14 protein-coding genes and 1 pseudogene are annotated in these 21,859 nt (G+C 57.6%); 8 read left to right on the top strand and 7 right to left on the bottom strand.

Going from position 1 to position 21,859, the window contains the following annotated elements; all coding sequences use genetic code 11:
- Window positions 1-41: 41 nt before the first annotated feature.
- Both hutH and QP990_RS05120 read right to left on the bottom strand, forming a co-directional pair.
- Window positions 42-1,595, bottom strand: a complete 1,554-nt coding sequence (gene hutH, locus QP990_RS05125) for a histidine ammonia-lyase (protein ID WP_284798593.1) — start codon at window positions 1,593-1,595, stop codon at window positions 42-44.
- Between the two features lie 78 nt (window positions 1,596-1,673).
- Window positions 1,674-2,381, bottom strand: coding sequence for an IclR family transcriptional regulator (locus tag QP990_RS05120; protein ID WP_284798708.1), 708 nt, complete (start codon window positions 2,379-2,381; stop codon window positions 1,674-1,676).
- Between the two features lie 186 nt (window positions 2,382-2,567).
- On the opposite strand from QP990_RS05120, the gene QP990_RS05115 reads away from it, so the two are divergent.
- Both QP990_RS05115 and hutG read left to right on the top strand, forming a co-directional pair.
- Window positions 2,568-3,953, top strand: coding sequence for an amino acid permease (locus QP990_RS05115; RefSeq protein ID WP_284798591.1), 1,386 nt, complete (start codon window positions 2,568-2,570; stop codon window positions 3,951-3,953).
- Between the two features lie 11 nt (window positions 3,954-3,964).
- Window positions 3,965-4,897, top strand: coding sequence for a formimidoylglutamase (gene hutG, locus QP990_RS05110; protein ID WP_248098968.1), 933 nt, complete (start codon window positions 3,965-3,967; stop codon window positions 4,895-4,897).
- Window positions 4,898-4,905: 8 nt separating this feature from the next.
- Here the strand turns inward: hutG and QP990_RS05105 are convergent, their stop codons facing one another.
- Window positions 4,906-6,252, bottom strand: coding sequence for a YjiH family protein (locus QP990_RS05105; protein ID WP_284798590.1), 1,347 nt, complete (start codon window positions 6,250-6,252; stop codon window positions 4,906-4,908).
- 133 nt (window positions 6,253-6,385) lie between these two features.
- On the opposite strand from QP990_RS05105, the gene QP990_RS05100 reads away from it, so the two are divergent.
- The 3 genes and pseudogenes from QP990_RS05100 to QP990_RS05090 all read left to right on the top strand — a co-directional run bounded on the left by QP990_RS05100 (window position 6,386) and on the right by QP990_RS05090 (window position 11,436).
- Complete coding sequence (locus tag QP990_RS05100) at window positions 6,386-6,781, top strand: (deoxy)nucleoside triphosphate pyrophosphohydrolase (RefSeq protein ID WP_248098971.1); 396 nt, start codon at window positions 6,386-6,388, stop codon at window positions 6,779-6,781.
- A 147-nt stretch (window positions 6,782-6,928) separates the two neighbouring features.
- Window positions 6,929-10,050 (top strand): annotated as a pseudogene (locus QP990_RS05095) (DUF3427 domain-containing protein).
- Between the two features lie 93 nt (window positions 10,051-10,143).
- Window positions 10,144-11,436, top strand: coding sequence for an Nramp family divalent metal transporter (locus QP990_RS05090; protein WP_284798586.1), 1,293 nt, complete (start codon window positions 10,144-10,146; stop codon window positions 11,434-11,436).
- Window positions 11,437-11,451: 15 nt separating this feature from the next.
- Here the strand turns inward: QP990_RS05090 and QP990_RS05085 are convergent, their stop codons facing one another.
- Complete coding sequence (locus QP990_RS05085) at window positions 11,452-12,693, bottom strand: MFS transporter (RefSeq protein ID WP_284798585.1); 1,242 nt, start codon at window positions 12,691-12,693, stop codon at window positions 11,452-11,454.
- Between the two features lie 106 nt (window positions 12,694-12,799).
- Between QP990_RS05085 and QP990_RS05080 the strand changes: the two genes are divergently transcribed.
- Window positions 12,800-13,324: a hypothetical protein gene (locus tag QP990_RS05080; RefSeq protein ID WP_275434376.1), complete on the top strand. Its 525-nt coding sequence runs from the start codon at window positions 12,800-12,802 to the stop codon at window positions 13,322-13,324.
- Here the strand turns inward: QP990_RS05080 and QP990_RS05075 are convergent.
- From QP990_RS05075 to QP990_RS05065, 3 genes are all read right to left on the bottom strand, one after another.
- Window positions 13,321-14,163 carry a hypothetical protein gene (locus QP990_RS05075; RefSeq protein ID WP_284798582.1) on the bottom strand — a complete coding sequence of 281 codons (843 nt, stop codon included), beginning with the start codon at window positions 14,161-14,163 and terminating at the stop codon, window positions 13,321-13,323. The genes QP990_RS05080 and QP990_RS05075 overlap by 4 nt on opposite strands.
- A 204-nt stretch (window positions 14,164-14,367) precedes the next feature.
- Complete coding sequence (locus QP990_RS05070; RefSeq protein WP_284798581.1) at window positions 14,368-15,216, bottom strand: DNA primase; 849 nt, start codon at window positions 15,214-15,216, stop codon at window positions 14,368-14,370.
- 81 nt (window positions 15,217-15,297) lie between these two features.
- Entirely contained in the window at window positions 15,298-17,001 is a 1,704-nt protein-coding gene (locus QP990_RS05065) for a carboxylesterase/lipase family protein (protein ID WP_284798579.1), read from the bottom strand.
- 116 nt (window positions 17,002-17,117) lie between these two features.
- Between QP990_RS05065 and QP990_RS05060 the strand changes: the two genes are divergently transcribed.
- On the top strand, window positions 17,118-17,846 hold the full coding sequence (locus tag QP990_RS05060; protein WP_023021824.1) for a hypothetical protein: 729 nt from the start codon (window positions 17,118-17,120) through the stop codon (window positions 17,844-17,846).
- Window positions 17,847-18,011: 165 nt separating this feature from the next.
- Window positions 18,012-21,749 carry a multifunctional oxoglutarate decarboxylase/oxoglutarate dehydrogenase thiamine pyrophosphate-binding subunit/dihydrolipoyllysine-residue succinyltransferase subunit gene (locus QP990_RS05055; RefSeq protein ID WP_284798577.1) on the top strand — a complete coding sequence of 1,246 codons (3,738 nt, stop codon included), beginning with the start codon at window positions 18,012-18,014 and terminating at the stop codon, window positions 21,747-21,749.
- Window positions 21,750-21,859: the final 110 nt, after the last annotated feature.

The raw sequence follows: 21,859 nt of genomic DNA, 5'->3' as shown, positions 1-21,859 counted from the left end.
GGTTGGGCTCAGATTGTGGGTGCCAAGAAATGGTCGCCATATTAATCACGCAGCTTTCCAGTAGCATTCTCAACGGCTTCAACAAGCGCGCCCTCCTTAACCAGGCGCACGGTCTCCTCGATTTCCGGCGACAGGTAGCGGTCCACACCTGGACCCTTGACGGTCTCGCGCAGCTTGGCGATGACCGCGCCGGTTCCCTTGGCTGGGGTGCCCTCGCGCATGTCGATAGCGCGGGCGGCGGTGAGGATTTCTACGGCAAGCACGCGCTGCAGGCCATCGACGGCCTTGCGTAGCTTGCGGGCGGCGGACCATCCCATGGACACATGGTCTTCCTGCATGGCCGAAGAAGGAATGGAATCGGCCGAAGATGGGTTGGCAAGGCGCTTCATTTCGCTCACGATGCCGGCTTGGGCGTACTGGGCGATCATGTGGCCGGAGTCAACACCGGGGTCGTCCGCAAGAAAGGCATTCAGCCCCCGGTTGCGCGCCGGGTCCAGGAAGCGGTCGGTGCGACGCTCAGAAATGGAGGCCAAGTCCGCGGTGACAATTGCCAGGAAGTCAAGCGCATAGGCCACCGGCGCGCCGTGGAAGTTGCCGTTAGAGACCACGCGGCCATCCTTGGTCACCACCGGGTTGTCCACCGCGGCAGCCAGCTCGCGCTCGGCCACCTGGGCGGTGTGGGTCAACGTATCGCGGAATCCGCCAGCTACCTGAGGGGCGCAGCGCACGGAGTAGGCATCCTGCACTTGGTTCTTCTTAAACTCCTCCAGCGCGGCCTCCAAGATCTCAGAGCCTTCGGCCACCTGGAGGATATTAGCCGCAGCATCGGCCTGGCCCGGATGCGGCCGCAGCTGCTGCAGGTCATCCGCGAAGACCACGAGGGTACCCAGCAGGCCTTCCACGGTCATGGCGGTGGCAATATCGGCGGTCTTTGCGGCCGCGCGCAGGTCAGTGATGGCCAAGCAGAGCTGTCCCAGCATGCCATCGGTGCCGTTGATAAGCGCTAGGCCTTCCTTCTCGCGCAGCTGCAGCGGCTCGATGCCAGCTGCGGCCAAGGCTTCGCCCGCATCCTGCAGCTTGCCGTTCACGCGCACCTCACCTTCGCCCAACAGGGCCAGCGCACAGTGAGCAAGCGGCGCCAAATCGCCGGAGCAGCCCAGCGAGCCATACTCGCGCACCACCGGCACAATGCCGGCGTTAAGGGCCTTGGCATACGTTTCCACCACTACGGGGCGCACGCCGGTGCGGCCAGTGCACAAGGTGGACAGGCGCAGCAGCATCAGTGCGCGGATGACTTCTTCTTCCACTTCCGGGCCGGTACCCGCAGCGTGCGAACGCACCAGGGAAAGCTGCAGCTGGGCGCGCATCTCCTCTGGGATATGGCGGCGAGCAAGCGCGCCAAAGCCGGTGGAAATGCCATAGACCGGGGTGGGATCTTGTGCTAGTTCTTCCACGCGCTCGCGGGTAGCAGCCACCTCTTCTAGGGCTGCAGGCGCAATCTCCACCTGCGCGCCATAGCGGGCAACGGCAACAACATCCTCGATGCTCAGCGCGCCGACGTTTACGGTCACGGTGGTTGGGTAGGCGTTAGGCATGGCAAATACTCCTCTAAATAAGGGATCAACAATTGTGATGTGTCGCGCGACAGCCTAACGCGATGAATGTATGCTACCTCACTTTTTGCGATTGCGGTACATTTTGGCCGCGACCTTGTCCGATACCTCTAGCAAGGCCCGAATGGCGGCGTCCACCTTCACATCCGGCGTCCCTACCGGATACGTCACCGCCACCGCCGCCGCAGGGCGGTCCAAGTGGTCCAGGATGGGCGCCGCTACAGAGGCCTGACCGCGAGTAATCTCTTCGATCTCTTGATCCCACCCGCGTGCAGCCACCAAACTCAAGCGCTTTTTCAATGCAGCAAAGCCGCTACCTCCTGCGGTATCAAAGGCGGCGCGCACCTCCGCTTCAGGCAAATGCGCCAGCATCACGCGCCCAGACGCCGTCTTATGTGCCTGCAGGCGCACACCCACCTCAGTGACCAAGGAGGTAGCACCCGCCGCACGCACCTCTTGCAAATACAAGATTTCCGAGCCGGCCATACGTGACAGGTGCCCCGATCCACCCACCAGCGCCGCACACTGTTCCAAATCCCGAGTGGCCATGCGCACCAAGGGCTGCTGCGTTACATAGGCCGAAGCCATGGAATACGCCGCCAGGCCCAGTCCATACGTCTTGTGCTCCGGCAAATGGGCTACAAAACCAGCATCAACCATCTCCGCCAGCAGGTGGTATGTAGACGAGCGTGGCAGGTTGAGCTCACCTTGGATGCGGGCGGCGGATATAGGGACGTCGATGGTGGACAAAAGCCTGAGGATCTCCATCGCATGACGCGCCGCTGGGACTCTGTTGGTGCTCACGGAGGGCAATTTTAAGCACCACTGTGGCGCTTATCAGTGCAGCACACGGCACCAAGTCTGAAATTCCAGACAAATAAATATGTTCCACGACACACCTGGGACAAATAGAGACTTAGACTACATAAAACTTTTCATACGCTAGGAGATGCCATGTCCCAACACGGCCTTAAACACAGGCACCTGCACTTCATCGCCCTCGGATCCGCGATCGGCACCGGACTGTTTTATGGTTCAGCCGGTGCCATCCAAGCCGCTGGCCCCTCTGTCCTCGTCGTCTATCTCCTCGCCGGCGCGGTGGTGTATTTCATGCTCCGCGCCCTAGGTGAAATGGCCGTGCGCCACCCCATCACCGGCTCCTTCGCCGGCTACGCCCGCATGTTCATGGGCGGATGGGCGGGCTACATCACCGGCTGGATGTTCGCCTTTGAGATGGTCATCGTAGCGCTTGCGGACCTCACCGCCATCGGCGTTTATATGCGCTTTTGGTTCCCAGACGTCTCGCAGTGGGTTTGGGTTGCAGCCACCTTGCTCATCGTGGGCGGCGCAAACCTCGCCACTGTCAAGGCCTTCGGTGAACTAGAATTTGCCTTTACCATCATCAAGGTCGGCGCCGTACTCGCCATGATTGCCGGCGGCCTTGCGGTATTAGCCTTTGGGCTTTCTGATGCCCACACCACCGGCCCCGTCAACCTCGTCAACGACGGTGGCTTCTTCCCCAACGGCCCCACGGGCATGATCGCTTCTTTCATCCTCGTTCTCTTTGCCTTTGGCGGCACCGAAATCATCGGTGTGGCCGGCAGCGCCGCCCAGCACCCAGAAAAATCCGTACCCAAAGCAATCAATACGGTGCCCATGCGCATCCTGCTTTTCTATGTGCTTGCCATCGCCGTCATTCTCATGATCACCCCATGGCGCGACATCACCGGCGAGCAGTCCCCCTTCGTCCAAATCTTTAATACCCTCGGCGTTTCCTGGGCTGCAGGTTTGCTCAACTTCGTGGTCATCACCGCCGCTTTATCGGCCATCAACGCCGACCTCTTCGGTGCAGGACGCGTTATCACCGGCCTTGCCCACCAAAAGCACGCCCCTAAGTTCATGTCCAAGGTAGTGCGTGGCGTACCCGTAATGACCACCATCATCCTCATCGCCACCATGATCATTGGCACTATCCTCAATGCCCTCCTGCCGGAAAATATCTTCGAGGTCATCGCCTCGCTAGCTACCTTTGCCACCGTGTTTGTCTGGCTCATGATTCTGCTGGCTCACCTATACTCCCGACGCGGAATGAGCACACAAGACGTAGCGAACCTCAAATACAAAGTTCCCTTCTGGCCCTATGGTCAGTACCTGTCCATCGCATTTATCCTCATGACCTTCGGCATCATGGTCTGGCAAGAGGAATACCGCATTTCCCTCGTTGTGGGTGTGGCCTTCATCGCCATTATGACGGCGGTTTATTTCCTCACCAACCGGCACGAGGTAACACATGAGAATGAACCCACCGAAGAGCCAGAAGAACTCGTCGTTTCCGCCTAACATCGAAAACCATGAACACTGAAAAAGCTGAACTTTTCACCCCCGCCCCCGAATGGTCCGGCCGCTCCGATGGCCCTGGCCCAGAGCATGCCCGTTGGCATAGCGTTATCAATCAGTCCACCGAATCCCCCGCCCCAGTAACCCTCCTGGGGTTTGCCTCCGATGAGGGCGTGCTGCGCAACGGCGGCCGCCAGGGTGCAGCCGCAGGCCCGGCCGCGCTGCGAGCTGCCCTAGGTTCCTTGGCAGTCCACCATGAGCATGCGCTTGCCGACGCCGGCACGATCACCACCCAGTCCGACGACCTCGACGGCGCCCACGATGCTCTTTCCGATAAAGTGCAGGAACTCGTCGAGGCCGGCACCCTCCCCATCATCCTGGGCGGCGGACACGAAACCGCCTTCGGCTCCCACCGCGGCCTCTACCGCGCGGTAGGCGCCACCAAGATCATCAACCTGGATGCTCACTTCGATCTGCGCCGCGCGAACCAAGCCACCTCCGGCACCCCGTTCAAACAGATTTCGGAGCTTTCCGACGACTTCGACTACACCGTGTTGGGAATCTCCCGCCCCAATAACACCGCTGTGCTTTTCGACGAGGCAGAGAGCCTGAACGTCGCCATCACCCTGGACGAGGAACTAGTCAATCTCACCCCAGCCGAGTGCGCTGAGCTAGCCGCCAAGGCTACCGAGGGCAAGGACAAGGTCCACTTGTCCATCGACCTCGATGTCCTACCGGCTTCTACCGCGCCGGGCGTATCTGCCCCAGCTTCCCTGGGTGTGAGCTATGAGCGCATCCGCGCCATGGCCGTAGCAATCGCGCGGACGGGCAAGCTGGCCCTGGTGGACGTCGTCGAGCTCAATCCCACCTTTGACATAGATAACCGCACCGCCAAAGCGGCGGCGCGGCTTATCGATGACATCGTCACGGCCCACCTCGGGGCCTAGCTCTTAAATCAAAACAGCAGGTGAGCAATCGGCGTGGCGATAAGAATGGTCAGCGCCACGCGCTCGAACCAAATGATGACCAGGTGACTCAGCTTCACCGGAATCTTGGTAGCCAGGATGCAGGGCACCAGCGCGGAGAAGAAGATAATGGCAGAGACTGCCACCACGCCGATGACGAACTTGAGCACCATGCTGTCGCTGCCTGCCACTGCGGTGGCGGGCAGGAACATCTCCGCAATTCCCATGGCCGCACCCTTGCCGGCTTGTACCGGCTCCGGCAGCCGCACTACCCAAGCGAATGGGTAGAACAGGTAACCAATCCACTCAAAGATGGGCGTAAAACGCGCCAGCAGCAGGCCAATGAGACCCACCGACATAATGGAAGGCACAATGGCCGCCGCCATGCGGACACCATCGCGCAGGTTCTCCCAGATGGATTCCCACAACGACGGCGCGCGCTGTAGCGCCAGCATGGCCTCGCGCCACGCGTTTTTGATGCGCGAGCCTTCTACCGGCTTTTCCGGATCTGGGTGCGCATCCGCAAAATACTCGTCCGGAATGGTCCGCAGCGGCGGAATCCGCACGGTAATGGCGGTAACCACGAAGGTCACAATGAGCGTGACAATGAAGTAGGTACCCCAGACCTTCATCAGGTCAAGCTGCTTAGCCACGATGACCATGAAGGCCGCAGAGACCGTCGAAAAGCCGGTGGCAATAATCGCTGCCTCGCGCCCGGTATAGCCGCCTTTTTGATACACGCGGTCCGTGACCAAAATTCCGAGCGAATACGAGCCTACAAACGAGGCCACCGCGTCAATTGCTGAGCGCCCCGGCGTCTTCCACAGCGGCCGCATGATGGGCTGCATGAGCACGCCGACAAATTCCAGCAAACCAAAGCCAATGAGAAACGCGAGGAACGCACCGCCAATCGGCACGATAAGCCCAACCGGAGTGGCAATGGAGTTCCACAAGAATGGCACCAGGTCCTCGTCACCGAGCACCCACGGCAGTGCGTCGATGACCATCAGGAACGAAACCACCGCACCCACAATATTGAGCACCGCAAAGACTGCCTGCAGCACGCTTTCTTTAAACGCGCCGGTAGTAAAACTGCGCACCGTCCCGTACACGGCCAAGGCAAAGATAATCCACGGCACCGCCGCAGGAATCCCCTCACGCACCATCGTGACCATGTGGTCCAAAGGAATGGAGCGCTTATCCTGATACGTCACCGGCAGGAAGAATACGAACGCGCCAATCGCGCTATATAAAAAGAGTTTCCACCGTCCCCCAGGCTGCGGGATTTCCCCGTCATGGCTCTGGATGGAGGAGTAAACCGATTCGGTAGAAGTCACAGTAAAACCGTCCCCTCAAGCTTGCCTACAAAAATCAAGCCCGCGTGACAGCCTTACGCGAACATTGGGGACATGTTATCTAAGTAACAGCTCACTGTCTAGACGTTTTCGAGATCCAAGGCACAATAGAGTCATGTCTAAACCCATTCGCGTCGTCGGCGCCGTTTTCCATGACGGCCAGCGCTTCCTCGCCTGCCGAAAGAAACCGGGCAAGCCATTAGAAGGCCACTGGGAATTTCCAGGTGGAAAGATTGAGCCTGGTGAAACGCCTCAGCAGGCTCTAGCTCGGGAGATACACGAAGAGCTTAACCTCAAAGCCGAGGTGGGAGCGAAGCTCGCGACAACAACTTACGAGTACGAATTCGCGACCATTGAGCTAACGACTTTCTATTGCACGCTTGTCGACGGCGACCTCCGCCTGACCGACCACGACGAAACGAAGTGGGTTACCCCCGCAGAGGCCGCCAGTTTGAACTGGGCTCCCGCTGATATTCCAGCGGTAGAAGCATTAGCTTCTAATCACATCTAAGGAACGAAAGTTCCTTTCTTTCATAGTGTCCTTTCGCCAGCATTCGGCGGATATCCTCCGCTAAACGCAACACCAGCGGGAGAACATTTAGTCAATAATGCTCTCTTATGCCAATTTAGGATGCCCAGCCTTTAGAATTTGGTCATTATGAGCATCAGTCCCGACTCTTCCCTACCTTTCGGTGTATACGAAACCCCCATTACGACCCGTATTCGCGAACGAATGGAGGAAACGTTAAACCAACATCCTGCTGCAGGATTCGGTATCGGGCGAAGCTCCGATCAGGAAGCTCAGGGCCGCTATACTTCGGCGGTTTCTCAACACATCGGCTCACTCTTAGAACACCGTCTCCGTAGTTTGAAGTCGCCCGAGGACCGCGTTGCCCTCATCAACACCATTGCGCTTCTGCTGGGCGATGATGAAGGAATCGATTCCGAGGAGCTCCTCTATGCTGTGTACAACTCCGGATTAGCGGATCCTCCCCTCCTTCCTGACGTTTCACTCACCAAGAGCGCACTATTTACCAATGCCCGGGGAGAATCTAGTTTAACCAGCGAGATCGAAAGAGAAATTAAAACGGCCGATTCGGTAGACCTGCTGTGCGCTTTCATCAAGAATTCGGCATTAGCGTCCTCGATAGACAGCTGGAGTATCTTCGCGATAACAAAATCCCATTCCGTCTTCTTACTTCTACGTACTGCGGTGCGTCTGACGCAGCCGCGCTCAAGCGATTGGTCGAGAAGTATCAGGCAGACGTGAAAATTTGCTATGAACACAAATCCACTCGCCTTCATGCCAAAGCTTGGCTGTTCCGACGAAAATCCGGTTTCGACACTGCATTTATTGGTAGTTCTAACCTGTCAAGGTCCGCTCTTGTCGATGGTTGGGAATGGAATGTCCGCGGCTCTAACACCGCAACACCGGAAGTGATTGATAAGTTCATCAAGACTTTCGATAGTTACTGGCACGACAGCCACTTTAAAACCTTCGTCCCAAATAGTGACATGGAGCGTCTCGAGCGGTCTCTACGCATAGCCAAAGGCGGTGAATCGTCCGGAGCACTTCGCCAATTGGAGCTTTCTGGCCTAGAGGTAACGCCTTACCCATACCAAGAAGAGATGCTCGAGGCTTTGCGGTCAGAGCGGGAGATAATGGATCGACATCGAAACCTTCTGGTAGCTGCGACAGGAACTGGAAAGACCGTAGTTGCTGCACTAGATTATCGAAATCTTTGCGAACAATGGAAGCGACGTCCCCGATTGCTCTTCGTGGCTCACCGGAAGGAAATTCTTCACCAAGCCCGACGGACATTCCGAGAAGTTCTCAAAGACGCAGACTTTGGCGAGCTGCTTGTCGACGGCGCCGAGCCGCACCGTTGGGATTTTGTCTTTGCCAGCGTGCAATCCCTACGTGCTTCCCGTCTAGAACAGCTAGATCCCAAACGCTTTGATGTCGTAATAATCGACGAGTTTCATCACGCACAAGCTCCCACCTATAACGCGCTTTTAGGCCACTTCCAACCACGAGAGCTCTTAGGCTTAACAGCTACGCCGGAACGTGGTGATGGCGAAAACGTTCAGAAGTACTTTGACTATCGCGTTGCCCATGAACTGCGATTGTGGGATGCTTTGCGTTTGCAGCTGTTAGTTCCCATGCATTACTACGGGATCGCTGATGGGACGGACCTTTCTTCGTTGACCTGGATCCGAGGCAAGAAAGACTATAACTCCAGAGAGCTCTCCGAGTTCTACATCAAAGCAGGAGAAAAGCGCACCCGCTTCATTATTAACGAGCTGAACCGGCGCATTTTCGATCTCTCAGAGATGAAAGCCATCGGTTTTTGCGTCACTATCGCTCACGCAAAATATATGGCAACGCAATTCCAACAATTTGGAATCCCAGCGCGCGCTGTAACGAACGAACTCTCCGCCGCCGAGCGGGCCCAGGCCATTAGAGATCTGGAGACGGGTGAGGTCAAAGTTCTGTTTTCTGTAGATATATTTAACGAGGGCGTAGACATTCCTGCTGTTAACACCCTACTTTTGCTCCGCCCGACGCAAAGCCCCGTGGTCTTTTTGCAACAACTGGGTCGCGGTCTCCGTCTATCTCCATGTAAAGACTCCTGTGTCATTTTCGATTTCATTGGCCAACAGCATGCGGATTTTGATTTCGAGCGCAAGTTCCATGCCCTAACTCGGAAACGGGGTAAGCGCTTGACCGAAGAAATTGAACAGGGATTTCCCACAACTCCGCCGGGATCACATATTCAGCTAGACCAAACGACAACCGAGCAGGTTCTTCGCAATGTCAAGAAGATCTCACGAAATTCACTACGCAAAGTACGTGCATTACTTTCTGAAATTGGAACTACAGATCTTAAAGAGTTCCTTGAGGAATCAAATCTCCAGCTAGAAGATATCTACCGCCCCTCAAAATATTCGTGGACGCGGCTTCTTCGTGAAGAAGGCCTTATTCAGCAGAACGCCAATGAGACTGAAACATTTCTGCTCAATCGGATTCGGGTTTTCCTGCACGTCAACGATCCGCACCGAGTCGACGCCTATCTGCGCATCCTTTCCACCCCAGATCTCCGCTACGCTGACATGGCTCAATCCGATCAAGCCTTCACCCGAATGCTCGTCCTCGGGTTCTGGGCGAACTCAAATTCTCCGCATCCCGGTTCCTATGACAAGGCTCTGTCAATTTTGCGCCAGCACCCGCAGGTCGCTTGGGAATTGCAACAGGTTATGCAACTGTGCAGTGACTCTTCTCGAATCATTCCGCAGCATAGCGAGACTTCTGTGTTGGAAACGCACGCGGATTATTCATTGGCCGAACTAATTGGTGCTTTGGAGACTGGGAGCCTTGAACAACTTGTAAACCTTCCCCGCGAGGGCGTGAAATACTTCCCGGATATCAATACGGACCTGTTCTTGGTGACGTTTCAAAAAGATGAACAGGTAAGTGCCTCTACGAATTACCGAGACTATCCAATTTCACCCGATCTATTGCACTGGGAATCTCAATCAACAACGACGCTGAAGTCGAAAGCGGCTAAACGCTACATCGGCCATCAGAATCGTGATGGCAAGATTCTCATAGCCTCGCGCTTTAATAAGAAGAACGAAGTCGGTACAGCGAGCGCTTATACCTATTTAGGCGCTGTGGATTATGTGTCACACCATGGGGAAAAGCCGATCCAATTCGAATGGAAGCTCCAGCGAGCAATGCCCAAGGCACTCTACGCTGCGGGAAGAACGGTGGCATAGACGGCCGATCGAAAATTGAAATCTGCGTTTTCCTGATAGAAAAGCACCACCCTCCCTATAGTGATTAGCAACATAACTAATTGAGAAGGCGCTATGAGTCATACCCACGAATCAAATTCTGCCCGTCCTGCAGGCAGCAGGCACGACGCCGCAACGACAGACCAAGCCAGAGTGAAATGGACTTTAGTCGGTCCAGGATTAGTGGCTGCAGCGACAGGCGTCGGTGCGGCCGACCTAGTGGCCACCATGATCGCCGGCCAACGCTATGGCTACGCGCTCCTTTGGGCGGTCATCATCGGCACGATTATGAAGATCGTACTGGTCGAAGGTGTCGGACGGTATAGCCTGGCCACTGGAAACACGATGTTCCATGGTTGGCGCGAGCTGGGGCGTTGGACCGCCTGGTACTTTGCCCCTTATATCGTTATCTGGGGACTCGTATACGGAGCCGCCGCGATGTCCGGCACTGGACTAGCCCTCAGCGCTCTTTTCCCGAACACCAGCCTCGAAATGTGGGCAATTATTACGGGCATTTCCTGTTTCATTCTGACTTGGCTTGGCCAGTATCAGCTTTTTGAAAAACTTTCAGCCATCTTGGTCGGGATCATGTTTGTCACCGTAGTGGGCATCGCCGCCATTACTGCACCTAACCTTCCCGAAATCATCGGGGGCTTAGTGCCACAGATTCCGGATGGTTCCTTCGTCTATGTACTATCCATCGCTGGCGGAGTAGGTGGCACTATTACGCTAGCTACCTACGGTTACTGGCTGCGGGAAAAGGAATGGTACACGCCGAAATGGATGAAGGTTATGCGTATGGACAATGCGGTAGCTTACGCAGTCACCGGAATCTTCGTTCTGGCTACACTCGTGCTGGGCGCCGAGCTTCTTTACAGCGCCAACGTCGCCGTATCCGATAACGATCAGGGCCTCGTTGATATGGCGGATGTACTCGAGGACCGCTACGGAACCTTAATCTCCAAAATGTTCATCATCGGATTTTTCTCTGCCGCATTCTCCTCTTGCCTTGGTGTTTGGAACGGCGTGTCCCTCATGGTCGCCGACTATATTGGCCACCTCAAAAAGATTCCGCAAGGCGATCCGAGGACAAGTACCGGTGGAAAGTATTACCGCGCTTATCTCATCTGGCTAACCTTTCCACCAATGTTGTTGCTTCTCCTTGGAAAGCCAACTGGGCTCATCATCGCTTATGGAGTCCTCGGCTCACTTTTCATGCCCTTTTTAGGCCTGACCCTCCTGGTATTGCTGAATACCAGACACACGCCAAAGAAATGGAGAAATGGTTGGTTCGTCAACACCTTGATGGCGATTATCTCCGTCGCCTTCGTTTATCTATGCGTCTCCCAATTGGCTGAACTTTTCTAGCCCAACTCCAAATGCTTAGTTCTCCTGCGGCACCCGCTTCGGCTTATTCCCTACCTCAGCGTGCGAATCGCGGCCGAATGCCCAGGCAATGATGCCAATGAAGGCGATAGCGCCGCAAACGGTGAAGGCGAGGGGGAAGCCGGAGGCGTCGGCAAGCAGGCCAATGAGCATGGGGCCTAAGATTTGGCCGAAGTCTCCGGCCATCTGGAAGGTGGATAGTACCTTGCCGCCGGAGCGGTCATTGCCCACGATGTCTCCCACCGCGGCCTGCTGGGAGGGGTTAATGAGCCCGGAAGATGCGCCGGCGAAGGCGGACACGAGCAGGAGGAACCAGACACTGGTAGCCATGCCCATGAGAACCATGAAAATGGCGGAACCGACCAGGCCGATGAGGATGAGTGGTTTGCGGCCGTGGATATCGGACCACCTGCCCGAAAATTGCAAGACGATGGCGTTCCCAGCGGCGAAGACTGCTAGCGCAAGGCCGGATGCCGCGGCGCCATTGTGGAAGATAGAGGCGGCAAAAAGAGGTAGGACGGACACACGCACGCCCATATTGATCCAGCCATGTGCAAAATTGGAAGTTAATACCGCGCGATAGGCGGTATCACCCCAGGCTTCCTGCAGGCGCATGGGCGGCAGTTTATCCTTATTGGCCTGCTTGTGGTTGACGCGGGGCATTTGCCACCAGACAACGAAGGCGGCGAGTGCGACGCCCACCCCGTAGATGAAAAATGGCCAACGAAAGCCCAGGAAGGACAGGCTGGCGCCTAGAACCGGGCCAGCAACGTTACCTAGCAGGAAGGCCGTGGCATAGGTGGCAGAACATTTGCCGCGAATCGACGGCGGGGACATGCGCACGATAAGGCCCATGGCCGAGACCGTGAACATGGTCGAGCCAATGCCGGCTAGGGCTCGCAGGGCCACGATGTGCCAGTAGCTTTGGGCAATGGAGACGAGTCCGGTGGTTACCGCGACGGTCATGAGGCCAATGAGGTAGACGCGGCGTGAGCCGACGCGATCCACCAATGAACCGGACATCGGCGCGAAAAGCAGGCGCGAGGCAGCGAAGATGGAAACCACCAGGCCCGCGGCGGCCATGGAGACATCGAAGCTCACCACAAACTGCGGCAAGAGCGGAGCGATGAGACCGTATCCCAGCGCGATGATGAATGCGGCGGTGACCATAACCCAGATCTCGCGTGGAATTTGCGGCTTTTGTTCTGGGCTTATTTCCCCACTTGGCGTATTCATCATATCGGCTGCAACTCTAATCCTTCAGTTACGGGAAAGCCATTTTCAATCTCTGTTCGTACAGGTGTTCTACTAGCGTGGGCGAGTGTCCGCGCAGGGTTCTAATGTGATGGCCATGTACAACGCAGAAAAGAACTTTCCCCAGTCCACCCCGATGTTCCTGCCACGTTCCGCCAGCGAGATTGCCGCAGACTTGCTCTACCACGAATACGACACCATCGAGTCCATTACCGCTATCCTGCACCACCCACGTTCCCTGGCCCGCCCTACTCCCACCTGGCGCCCACCACTCAAGCAGTTGCCGACGGCCGCGGGTGGACCGGGCGGAGACTACTGCATGAGCATTACCCGCCACCGCGTGGGTTCACGCGTAAAGGCCCGAGTGCGCGGCTTTGGGCAAGACCGCATTCCCGCATACCTCATCACCATCCGCATAACCGAGAACTTTGGCCAAACGGTGGAACCTGCCGTGGCCGAAGGCTGGGTACGCACGCTTGTGCCGGCGGAGATGGTTGATGCCGTCCACGAGGTCTCTCGCGGCCCCAATGCCACCTATGTATGGCTCGTGGATAGCTCTTTTCAACCCGTCCGCTCCCCCGAGTCGTTATTCGCCGGCTTAACCCAAGCCGCCTAAGCGGTCACGGGCTGTTTTGTCTGCTGCCCCGGCACATCCGGTGCTGCATGCGGGTCAGGCGCGTGCAGGATCTTTTTCAATACTTCGCGGTTAAAGGTCACCGTGTAGTGTCGAGCGATTGCCTTGGGCATAAAACGCAAAACCAAGCAGGCGATGAGAACGGTAAAGACCTTGTCCAAGATGTCAGAGGTAAGGCCTTGCAGGATGATGGCCAGGCGCTCATCTTGAAAGATCAGCTCATAGAACTTGGTAAGGTTTTGCGGTTCCTGGCGTGGACGCCCGCTGAACGAAAAGATCAGGACATATACGCTCATCACGCCGGAGCCGATGCCCATACCGAGGCCGGAAAAAATGATCGACGAGAGCCTATTAAATACCCCGCGGCGGGCCATCAAACCCACGGCGGCGCCGATAAAGATGCCCACAGGAGCAAAGGCGAGATCATAGGCAAAGTACACTCCTCCCAACACCGTGGTGGTCAAGCCCGTGGCCATGCCCAGCACAGGACCGGCGATGATTGCCACGATGGAGGTACCCACGGCATCGAAGAACAATGGGACCAGCGAGCGCACCGTCAACGAGCCCAACAGCAAATTTACCGAGGCACCGAAGATGGGATACAAGAGGATGCAATTGGGTACCAACCCGTACTGCGAGGTGTACAACAGCACCGCGGCCAGCAAGAGGAGCACCCAGACGCTGGCGGTCAGATAAGATTCAAAAGTCACGGTCACCGTGGAGTACACACCAAGGACGGTGCAAAACCACGCGGCGAGCGAGAGCGCTACGGCGACAACGACAAGGACGTATCGCCACGTAGTATCGCGGTTCAATGCCATGGTTTTCCACTCCTCACAAGGCTTGGCCTGGGGCGAAACTCCCACCACAGGCCGGGAACCTTCTAAAGCCTAGTTGGCGGCGCGCGAAAGTAGCAAGACAATAAGGAATATATAATCTATAGCCCTACCTGCAATGATGCTATGAGAATAAGAAAAGCCCAGCCCCGCCGCAAGAAGGCGGGGCTGGGCTATGGGTGGCAGTGATTACTTTTCTTCAGCTGCTTCACCCTCGGATTCATCGTCCACATCGGCATCATCGTTGTCGAAGTAGTCCGCGTCCTCGTCTCCATCATCCTCACCGAAGATGTCGTAGACGTCCGGTTCTTCATAGTCTTCGTCATCGAAGGATACGAGCTGCGCTTCCCAGTCCAAAGCTTGCTCAGAAACAAGCCCCAGGACGTCGAAGAGGCGATCGAAATCGGTGTAGGTACCAAGCTCGAGGGCCTCGGCAGGAACCTCCACGATGGGGACATCATCAAAGTCGGCGTTATCAAAGAGGGCGAGGCGGTCGGCCTCATCGAGATCCTCATCCTCTTCATCAACTTCCCAGGCGAGGGTGACGGCCTCATCTTCCATGTCATCTAGATCGTCTTCGTCGAAGTCGAAAGCGAGGAAGCGGACGATGGCAGAAGGGACACCGTCTATGGTTTCCACAAGCACGCGCAGCTCCGAGTCATTGGCTACTTCAGCCACGACAAGGTGTGGGTTGAGCTCATCTTGGGAAAATTCTAATTCCGCGATGCGTTCATCGGTGCCCTCCAGCAGGTCGCGCAGGACGGTGACCACCTGGTCGGTAGCGATGTGGCGAGAAACCGCCTCCACGGCGTCATCTACAGAGAAGGCGACGGAGACCAAGACTGCCTCAAATTCCTCATCGTCTTCATCAACGTCTGCCGCAGCGATATAGACATTTGCTGCAGGCAGGAGCGGATCGATTTCAATAAATTGAATTTCCAGATCAGAGGTGATTGGAACGAACATGACGTCATCATTGACGCGGGACTCGATGCCCTCGGCATCCAATGCAGAAGCAATATCTTCGAAAAAGCTCATGGTGGTTTAAAATCCATCCTTCGGAAGCAGAGGTCCCCACGGTAGGCAAGCCGCCGCCCGCGGTCACTGTGGAGTCTACCGCTATTCCCACCCGTATGGTTGGAAGCCCAAAGATTTCACCAGCTCTGGGCGCCCACTTCCCCACTCCAACATGTGGTATCCCTCCCACGCTTGTCGCTTGAGCTCGTGCGGGGCGTTTTCAATATAGGCTTCCGCATCAAAGATCATGGTGGCCCGCTGCTTGAGCCCGTAGCGCGGCCAGCTCATCTTCGGGTGGCCACCGTGGATAAAGGCGGACCAGTGCTGCTGCATGGTGGCGGTAAGTTCTTCCATCTCCGCGCGCGAGCCCCAATTAGTAAGGAAGGACGCGCGCGAAGAATGTGGGTCACCAAAGACGTTGCCCAGCTCCATCGAGTGCATGGCCCCTAGGCCCAACCACTTGAGTACGGCAGAGGCGAAGTCAAAGCGGTACATCCACGTCGGTGCCACCTGCGCGTGGGCGGCGGCGATGCGGGTGGAGGGTGCCCAAAAGAGGGCGTCGGCAAGCAGGTGCGCAAAGTCCTCGCGAGCCACTGCGCCGTCATATGCGGCAACCACCTCAGGGGCATGCTGGGGATCGAAGGAGGCCAATAGGCGCAAGGCAGCGCGCTCACGGGAGCTTTGGCGCTGGAAGAGGAATTTGCCAAAGCTAGCCTCGTCCGAGTTCGTGCCGATGAGCAGCGGAACTTGATGCTGGTGGCCGTTTTCAAAGGCGGCAATGGGGTGTTCTGGAATAAGCTCCTCATCCACCGTGGGCGCATAGCAAGAATTAAGGTGAATGAGCTCGCCAGCCCGCCACATCATGGACTGGCCGGAGCGCACCAAATCAGCAAAGTTTTCCTGCCGCAGATCCTCTACCGAGGTGCGGCGCGGCAAGGCCAACCGGTGAACCAGCTCGCGCGCCCACAAGGTGGATTGAGCCCGGGAGTGAATCATGGCGATCGGCGGGGACTGGGCGATGGCGCGATGGAATAGGCCCTCCGCGGGCGGGCTCGTCATCAGGGTCAATACCGCCGCACCGCCGGCAGACTCGCCCATGAGGGTGACAGAGTCAGGGTCACCGCCAAAGGCGGCGATATTATCGCGCACCCACTGCAATGCCAAGATCTGGTCAGCCACCGCCGGGTTGGCACTGCAGTCGCCGCCTAGGCTGCGCAGGTCCAAATAGCCCAAAGAGTTAAGGCGGAAATTGATGGATACGTAGACCACGTCCATGCGGGTGGCTAGCTCGAAACCACGTAGCATGAGCATATGAGACGAACCCATAATGAAGCTGCCGCCGTGTAAATAGACCACCACGGGAAGCTTCTTTTCGGTGCGCGGGCGCACAATATCTAGGTGCAGGCAATCCTCAGATCCAATAATTCGGTCGGTCCAGGAATACGTGGGCTGCGGGGCCGGCGGGCCGAATTGACTGCAATCGCGCACGCCCTCCCACGCCGGCGCGGGCTGCGGGGCGCGGAAGCGATTGTCCCCAGCGGTGGTTTCTCCAAACGGGATACCGCGCCACGTCAACACCGGCCCGGCGCTAATGGGGCGATCGGGGCGCAGGTCCTCTTCAATAACACCGCGCACCCAACCAGAGGTGGTGCGCACCGTAAGCTCATCTGCCAGGGCGTTTCGAGCTTCCTCGTAGGCGCGGCGGGCGCGTTCGTGCGCCTGCTCCGCCTTCAGCCGCGCCGCCGCGGAGGACTCCTCCGGGAAGACATCCCCGGAATCGCGGTAATTCTCGTGCGGCCTAACCATGTCCACTAGCTTAGGTGGCCTGCACGCCCAGGGCGATCTGATTGCGGCGCGGCGGCACATTAATACAGCCTTTACTATGCTGGGCACGGATAAGTTTTAGCGAAAGAGAAGGACACATGGGTTTATTCACTAAAGATAAGAAGGACAACTCCACCGAGGTGGATACCGTCGATACCTATGACATCGATCCGGAGGACAGCAACCGCTTTACCTCTGCCCTGCTCAACTCTTTGGACCGCGCGGTATCGATACAATCTGGCGTCATCATCAAGTATGTCGAGAGCCTGAAAAAGCGCAATAAGGGCGCAAGCCCACAGAAGCTGCAGGAGCTCATTGACAAGCACTTCCTTAATATCACCTCCGGTACCGGTGCGGCCGCAGGAGCGTCCGCCGCCATCCCGGGTGTTGGTTTGGTAACCGGCGCTGCCACCATCGCTGGCGAGTCCGTGGTTTTCTTAGAGGCCGCAGCTTGGTACATCTTGGCCTCTGCCTACCTGCGTGGCGATGACATTAAGTCCCCCGAGCGCCGCCGCGCCCTTGTACTCGTCGTACTCACCGGCTCGAAGGGGTCCGCTTTGGTCGATACCTTTGTCGGGGACCTCAATAGCGTTGCTGGTATGCGCTCGGCCGCTAGCCTGTCCCGATTCTCCGGCCCCACTCTATCTGGCATCAACGGGCGCCTGACCAAGCTTTTTACCAAGCAAGTCACCAAACGCCTCAAATGGGCGTGGGTAAGCAAACTGATGCCCATGGGCATTGGCGCGGTATTAGGCACCACCGCCAATCGCAAGCTGGCCAAGCAGGTCATCGAGCACGCCGGCGAGCAGCTTTCCCCCCTTACCTAAGGCTAGGGGTAGCCAGAAACCGGAAAGTGGGGCTATTGATACCCCTAACATAGTGAGTTTAGGGGTATGCCCCGTATCATGTAGGCAGACTCTTTGGCGGGTGACGTATGCGCTCGTACAAAGGCCGCACTAAAGTCGAATAAACGACCATTTTAAAGCAGAGAAATGAGGCGAATACCTGCCGTGAGCACATCGAATATCTTCGGCCCCAATGCGTGGCTGATAGACGAGCAGTTCCAGCAGTACTCCAAGGACCCGAGCTCCGTAGATAAGGAGTGGCGCGACTACTTCGAGGCAAACGGCGCGCCTAAGTCTAAGGCCCCAGCCAAGGAGGCCGCGAAGCCGTCTAAGCCAGCCGCGAAGAAGACTGAGGGTACTACTACCGCCCGCAAGCAGGAGGTCCGCGAAACCAACGTGGATAAGTCCGTGTCCAAGGCACAGGAGAAGTCCGCTAAGGCACAGCAGTCCGTAAAGAAGTCTGAGTCCCCGCTGGACCATATTGCGGACTACAAGGGCGGCGAAGAGCGCCAGCTCAAGGGCATGTTCAAGGCCATTGCTAAGAACATGGAAGAATCCCTGGAAATTCCTACCGCTACCACCGTGCGCGATATGCCGGTCAAGCTCATGTGGGAAAACCGTTCCATGATCAATGACCACCTCAAGCGCACCCGCGGTGGCAAGATCTCCTTTACCCACATCATCGGCTACGCCATGGTCAAGGCCGTGCAGCTGCACCCAGATATGAACGTGCGCTACGAGCTCAAGGATGGCAAGCCTTATGTCATCCAGCCCGAGCACATCAACCTGGGCCTAGCCATTGACCTCCCGCAGAAGGATGGCTCCCGCGCGCTGGTCGTTGCCGCCATCAAGGAGTGCGAGACCAAGTCCTTCTCCGAGTTTGTTGCGGCTTATGAGGATATTGTTACCCGTTCCCGCAAGAACAAGCTCACCATGGATGACTTCTCTGGTGTGACCATTAACCTCACCAACCCGGGCGGCATCGGCACCCGCCACTCCATCGCCCGCCTGACTAAGGGCGCAGGCTCCATCATCGGCGTGGGCTCTATGGATTATCCGGCCGAGTTCGCCGGTGCTTCCGCAGATCGCTTGGCTGACCTAGGTGTAGGCCGCCTGGTTACCTTGACCTCCACCTATGACCACCGCGTTATCCAGGGTGCAGAGTCCGGCGAATTTTTGCGCACCATTGGCCAGCTGCTTGTCGACGGCGCGTTCTGGGACGACCTCTTCTCCTCCATGGGCGTGCCTTATGAGCCATTCCGTTGGGCACAGGACGTGCCAAACTCCGGCGTGGACAAGAACACCCGCGTCATGCAGCTCATCGAGTCCTACCGCTCCCGCGGCCACCTGCTTGCCGATACCAACCCGCTGGGTTGGGTACAGCCGGGACTGCCTAACCCGGATCACCGCGACCTCGATATCGCGACCCACGGCCTGACCATTTGGGATCTGGACCGCACCTTCAACGTCGGTGGCTTTGGCGGCAAGGAGCAGATGACTCTGCGCGAGGTGCTGTCTCGCCTGCGCGCCGCCTATACCTTGAAGGTCGGCTCCGAGTACACCCACATCTTGGACCGCGATGAGCGCAGCTGGCTGCAGGACCGCCTCGAGGCTGGCATGCCGAAGCCCACCAACGCGGAGCAGAAGTACATCCTGCAGAAGGTTAATGCCGCCGAGGCATTCGAGAACTTCTTGCAGACCAAGTACGTGGGCCAGAAGCGCTTCTCCCTCGAGGGCGCTGAGACCCTCATTCCGTTGCTGGATTCCATCATCGATACTGCCGCTGGCCAGGATTTGGACGAGGTCGTCATCGGTATGCCGCACCGCGGCCGCCTGAACGTTCTCTTCAATATCGTGGGCAAGCCGCTGGCCGATATCTTCGGCGAGTTCGACGGCAACTACAAGGGCGGCCAGCTCGGCGGCTCCGGTGACGTTAAGTACCACTTGGGTTCTGAGGGCCACCACCTCCAGATGTTCGGCGATGGCGAAATCAAGGTCACCCTTGCTGCCAACCCGTCCCACCTCGAGGCCGTGGACCCAGTCATGGAAGGCATCGCGCGCGCTAAGCAGGACATTTTGGACAAGGGCCCAGAGGGCCACACCGTTGTTCCGGTCATGCTCCACGGCGATGCATCCTTCACCGGCCTGGGCATTGTCCAGGAGACCATCAACCTGTCCCAGCTGCGCGGTTATACCAACGGCGGCACCGTCCACATCGTGGTCAATAACCAGGTGGGCTTCACCACTACCCCGGATTCCGGCCGTTCCACCCACTACGCCACCGACTTGGCCAAGGGCTTCGACTGCCCGGTCTTCCACGTCAATGGCGACGACCCAGAAGCAGCTGTCTGGGTGGGCCAGATGGCTGCCGAGTACCGCCGCCAGTTTGGCAAGGATGTCTTCATCGACCTCATGGTCTACCGCCTGCGCGGTCACAACGAGGCCGATGACCCATCCATGACCCAGCCAGAGCTTTACTCTGTCATCGACGAGCACAAGGCAGTGCGCGAGCGCTACACCAACGACCTCATCGGCCGTGGTGACCTCTCCGCCGAAGACGCCGAAGCAGCCGCACGCGACTTCCATGATCAGATGGAGTCCGTCTTTGCTGAGCACAAGGAAGCTGGCAAGGCTCGCCCGAAGGAGCAGACTGGCATCACCTCCTCCCAGGAGCTCACCCGCGGCCTGGATACCTCCATCACCGCCGAGGAACTCGCCGAGCTGGGTGCCGCCTATGGCAACCCACCAGAGGACTTCGAGTACCACAAGCGCGTGGGCAAGGTAGCCAAGGATCGCGAGAAGTCTTCCCGCGAGGGCGGCATCGACTGGGGTTGGGGCGAACTCATCGCCTTCGGTTCCCTGGCCGGCGAGGGCAAGGTCGTCCGCCTGGCTGGTGAAGATTCCCGCCGCGGTACCTTCACCCAGCGCCACGCCGTTACATTCGACCCACGCAACGGCAATGAGTACAACCCGATGCACGCCATCGCCACCTCCAAGGGCAATGGCGGCAAGTTCATGGTCTACAACTCCGCGCTGACCGAGTACGCTGGCATGGGCTTCGAATACGGCTACACCGTGGGCAACCCAGACGCCCTCGTGGCGTGGGAGGCACAGTTCGGTGACTTCGCCAACGGCGCCCAGACCATTATCGATGAGTACATCTCCTCCGGTGAGGCCAAGTGGGGCCAGCTGTCCAGCCTGGTACTCCTCCTGCCGCACGGCTACGAGGGCCAGGGTCCGGACCACTCCTCCGCCCGCATCGAGCGCTACCTCCAGCTGTGCGCTGAGGGTTCCATGACCGTGGCTCAGCCTTCCACCCCGGCTAACCACTTCCACCTGCTGCGCCGCCAGGCTCTCGGTGAGATGAAGCGTCCATTGGTCGTCTTCACCCCGAAGTCCATGCTGCGCAACAAGGCGGCCACCTCCGCCGTGGAGGACTTCACCGAGGTCAAGCGCTTCCAGTCCGTTATCAACGATCCGAACTACGTTGACGTTGACGGCAAGAAGGTTGGCGATACCGACAAGGTCAAGACCATCATGCTGGTTTCCGGCAAGCTGTACTGGGATCTGGAGAAGAAGCGCGAGGCCGACGGCCGCGATGACATCGCCATCGTCCGCGTGGAGATGCTCCACCCGATTCCGTTCAACCGCCTGCGCGAGGCATTTGAGGCTTACCCGAATGCCACCCAGATTCGCTTCGTACAGGACGAGCCGGCCAACCAGGGTCCATGGCCGTTCTACAATGAGCACCTGCGCACCCTGATCCCAGATATGCCTGAAATGGTTCGCGTTTCCCGCCGTGCCCAGTCCTCGACTGCTACCGGCAATGCCAAGGTGCACCAGATTGAGCAGAAAAACCTGCTGGAAGAGGCTTTTGACATCTAAAGCTCTTCGAAATGTTTAAACCCCAGTGAGGACTGAACTAGCCCCCAAAAGTTGGACTGGTTTAATTCTAGGTGGTTAGGGGTTCAAGGGCCTGATTCCGATAGTGCATC

The sequence above is a fragment of the Corynebacterium sp. MSK071 genome, from assembly GCF_030232125.1.
Classification (GTDB): domain Bacteria; phylum Actinomycetota; class Actinomycetes; order Mycobacteriales; family Mycobacteriaceae; genus Corynebacterium; species Corynebacterium kefirresidentii.
This window is presented reverse-complemented; position numbering and strand designations above follow the sequence as displayed.

What these genes read in the sequence shown, in the direction of transcription:
- hutH (WP_284798593.1), bottom strand. Translation starts at nt 1,595, where the DNA reads ATGCCTAACGCCTACCCAACCACCGTGACCGTAAACGTCGGCGCGCTG.
- QP990_RS05120 (WP_284798708.1), bottom strand. Translation starts at nt 2,381, where the DNA reads ATGGAGATCCTCAGGCTTTTGTCCACCATCGACGTCCCTATATCCGCC.
- QP990_RS05115 (WP_284798591.1), top strand. Translation starts at nt 2,568, where the DNA reads ATGTCCCAACACGGCCTTAAACACAGGCACCTGCACTTCATCGCCCTC.
- hutG (WP_248098968.1), top strand. Translation starts at nt 3,965, where the DNA reads ATGAACACTGAAAAAGCTGAACTTTTCACCCCCGCCCCCGAATGGTCC.
- QP990_RS05100 (WP_248098971.1), top strand. Translation starts at nt 6,386, where the DNA reads ATGTCTAAACCCATTCGCGTCGTCGGCGCCGTTTTCCATGACGGCCAG.
- QP990_RS05090 (WP_284798586.1), top strand. Translation starts at nt 10,144, where the DNA reads ATGAGTCATACCCACGAATCAAATTCTGCCCGTCCTGCAGGCAGCAGG.
- QP990_RS05085 (WP_284798585.1), bottom strand. Translation starts at nt 12,693, where the DNA reads ATGATGAATACGCCAAGTGGGGAAATAAGCCCAGAACAAAAGCCGCAA.
- QP990_RS05080 (WP_275434376.1), top strand. Translation starts at nt 12,800, where the DNA reads ATGGCCATGTACAACGCAGAAAAGAACTTTCCCCAGTCCACCCCGATG.
- QP990_RS05075 (WP_284798582.1), bottom strand. Translation starts at nt 14,163, where the DNA reads ATGGCATTGAACCGCGATACTACGTGGCGATACGTCCTTGTCGTTGTC.
- QP990_RS05070 (WP_284798581.1), bottom strand. Translation starts at nt 15,216, where the DNA reads ATGAGCTTTTTCGAAGATATTGCTTCTGCATTGGATGCCGAGGGCATC.
- QP990_RS05065 (WP_284798579.1), bottom strand. Translation starts at nt 17,001, where the DNA reads ATGGTTAGGCCGCACGAGAATTACCGCGATTCCGGGGATGTCTTCCCG.
- QP990_RS05060 (WP_023021824.1), top strand. Translation starts at nt 17,118, where the DNA reads ATGGGTTTATTCACTAAAGATAAGAAGGACAACTCCACCGAGGTGGAT.
- QP990_RS05055 (WP_284798577.1), top strand. Translation starts at nt 18,012, where the DNA reads ATGAGGCGAATACCTGCCGTGAGCACATCGAATATCTTCGGCCCCAAT.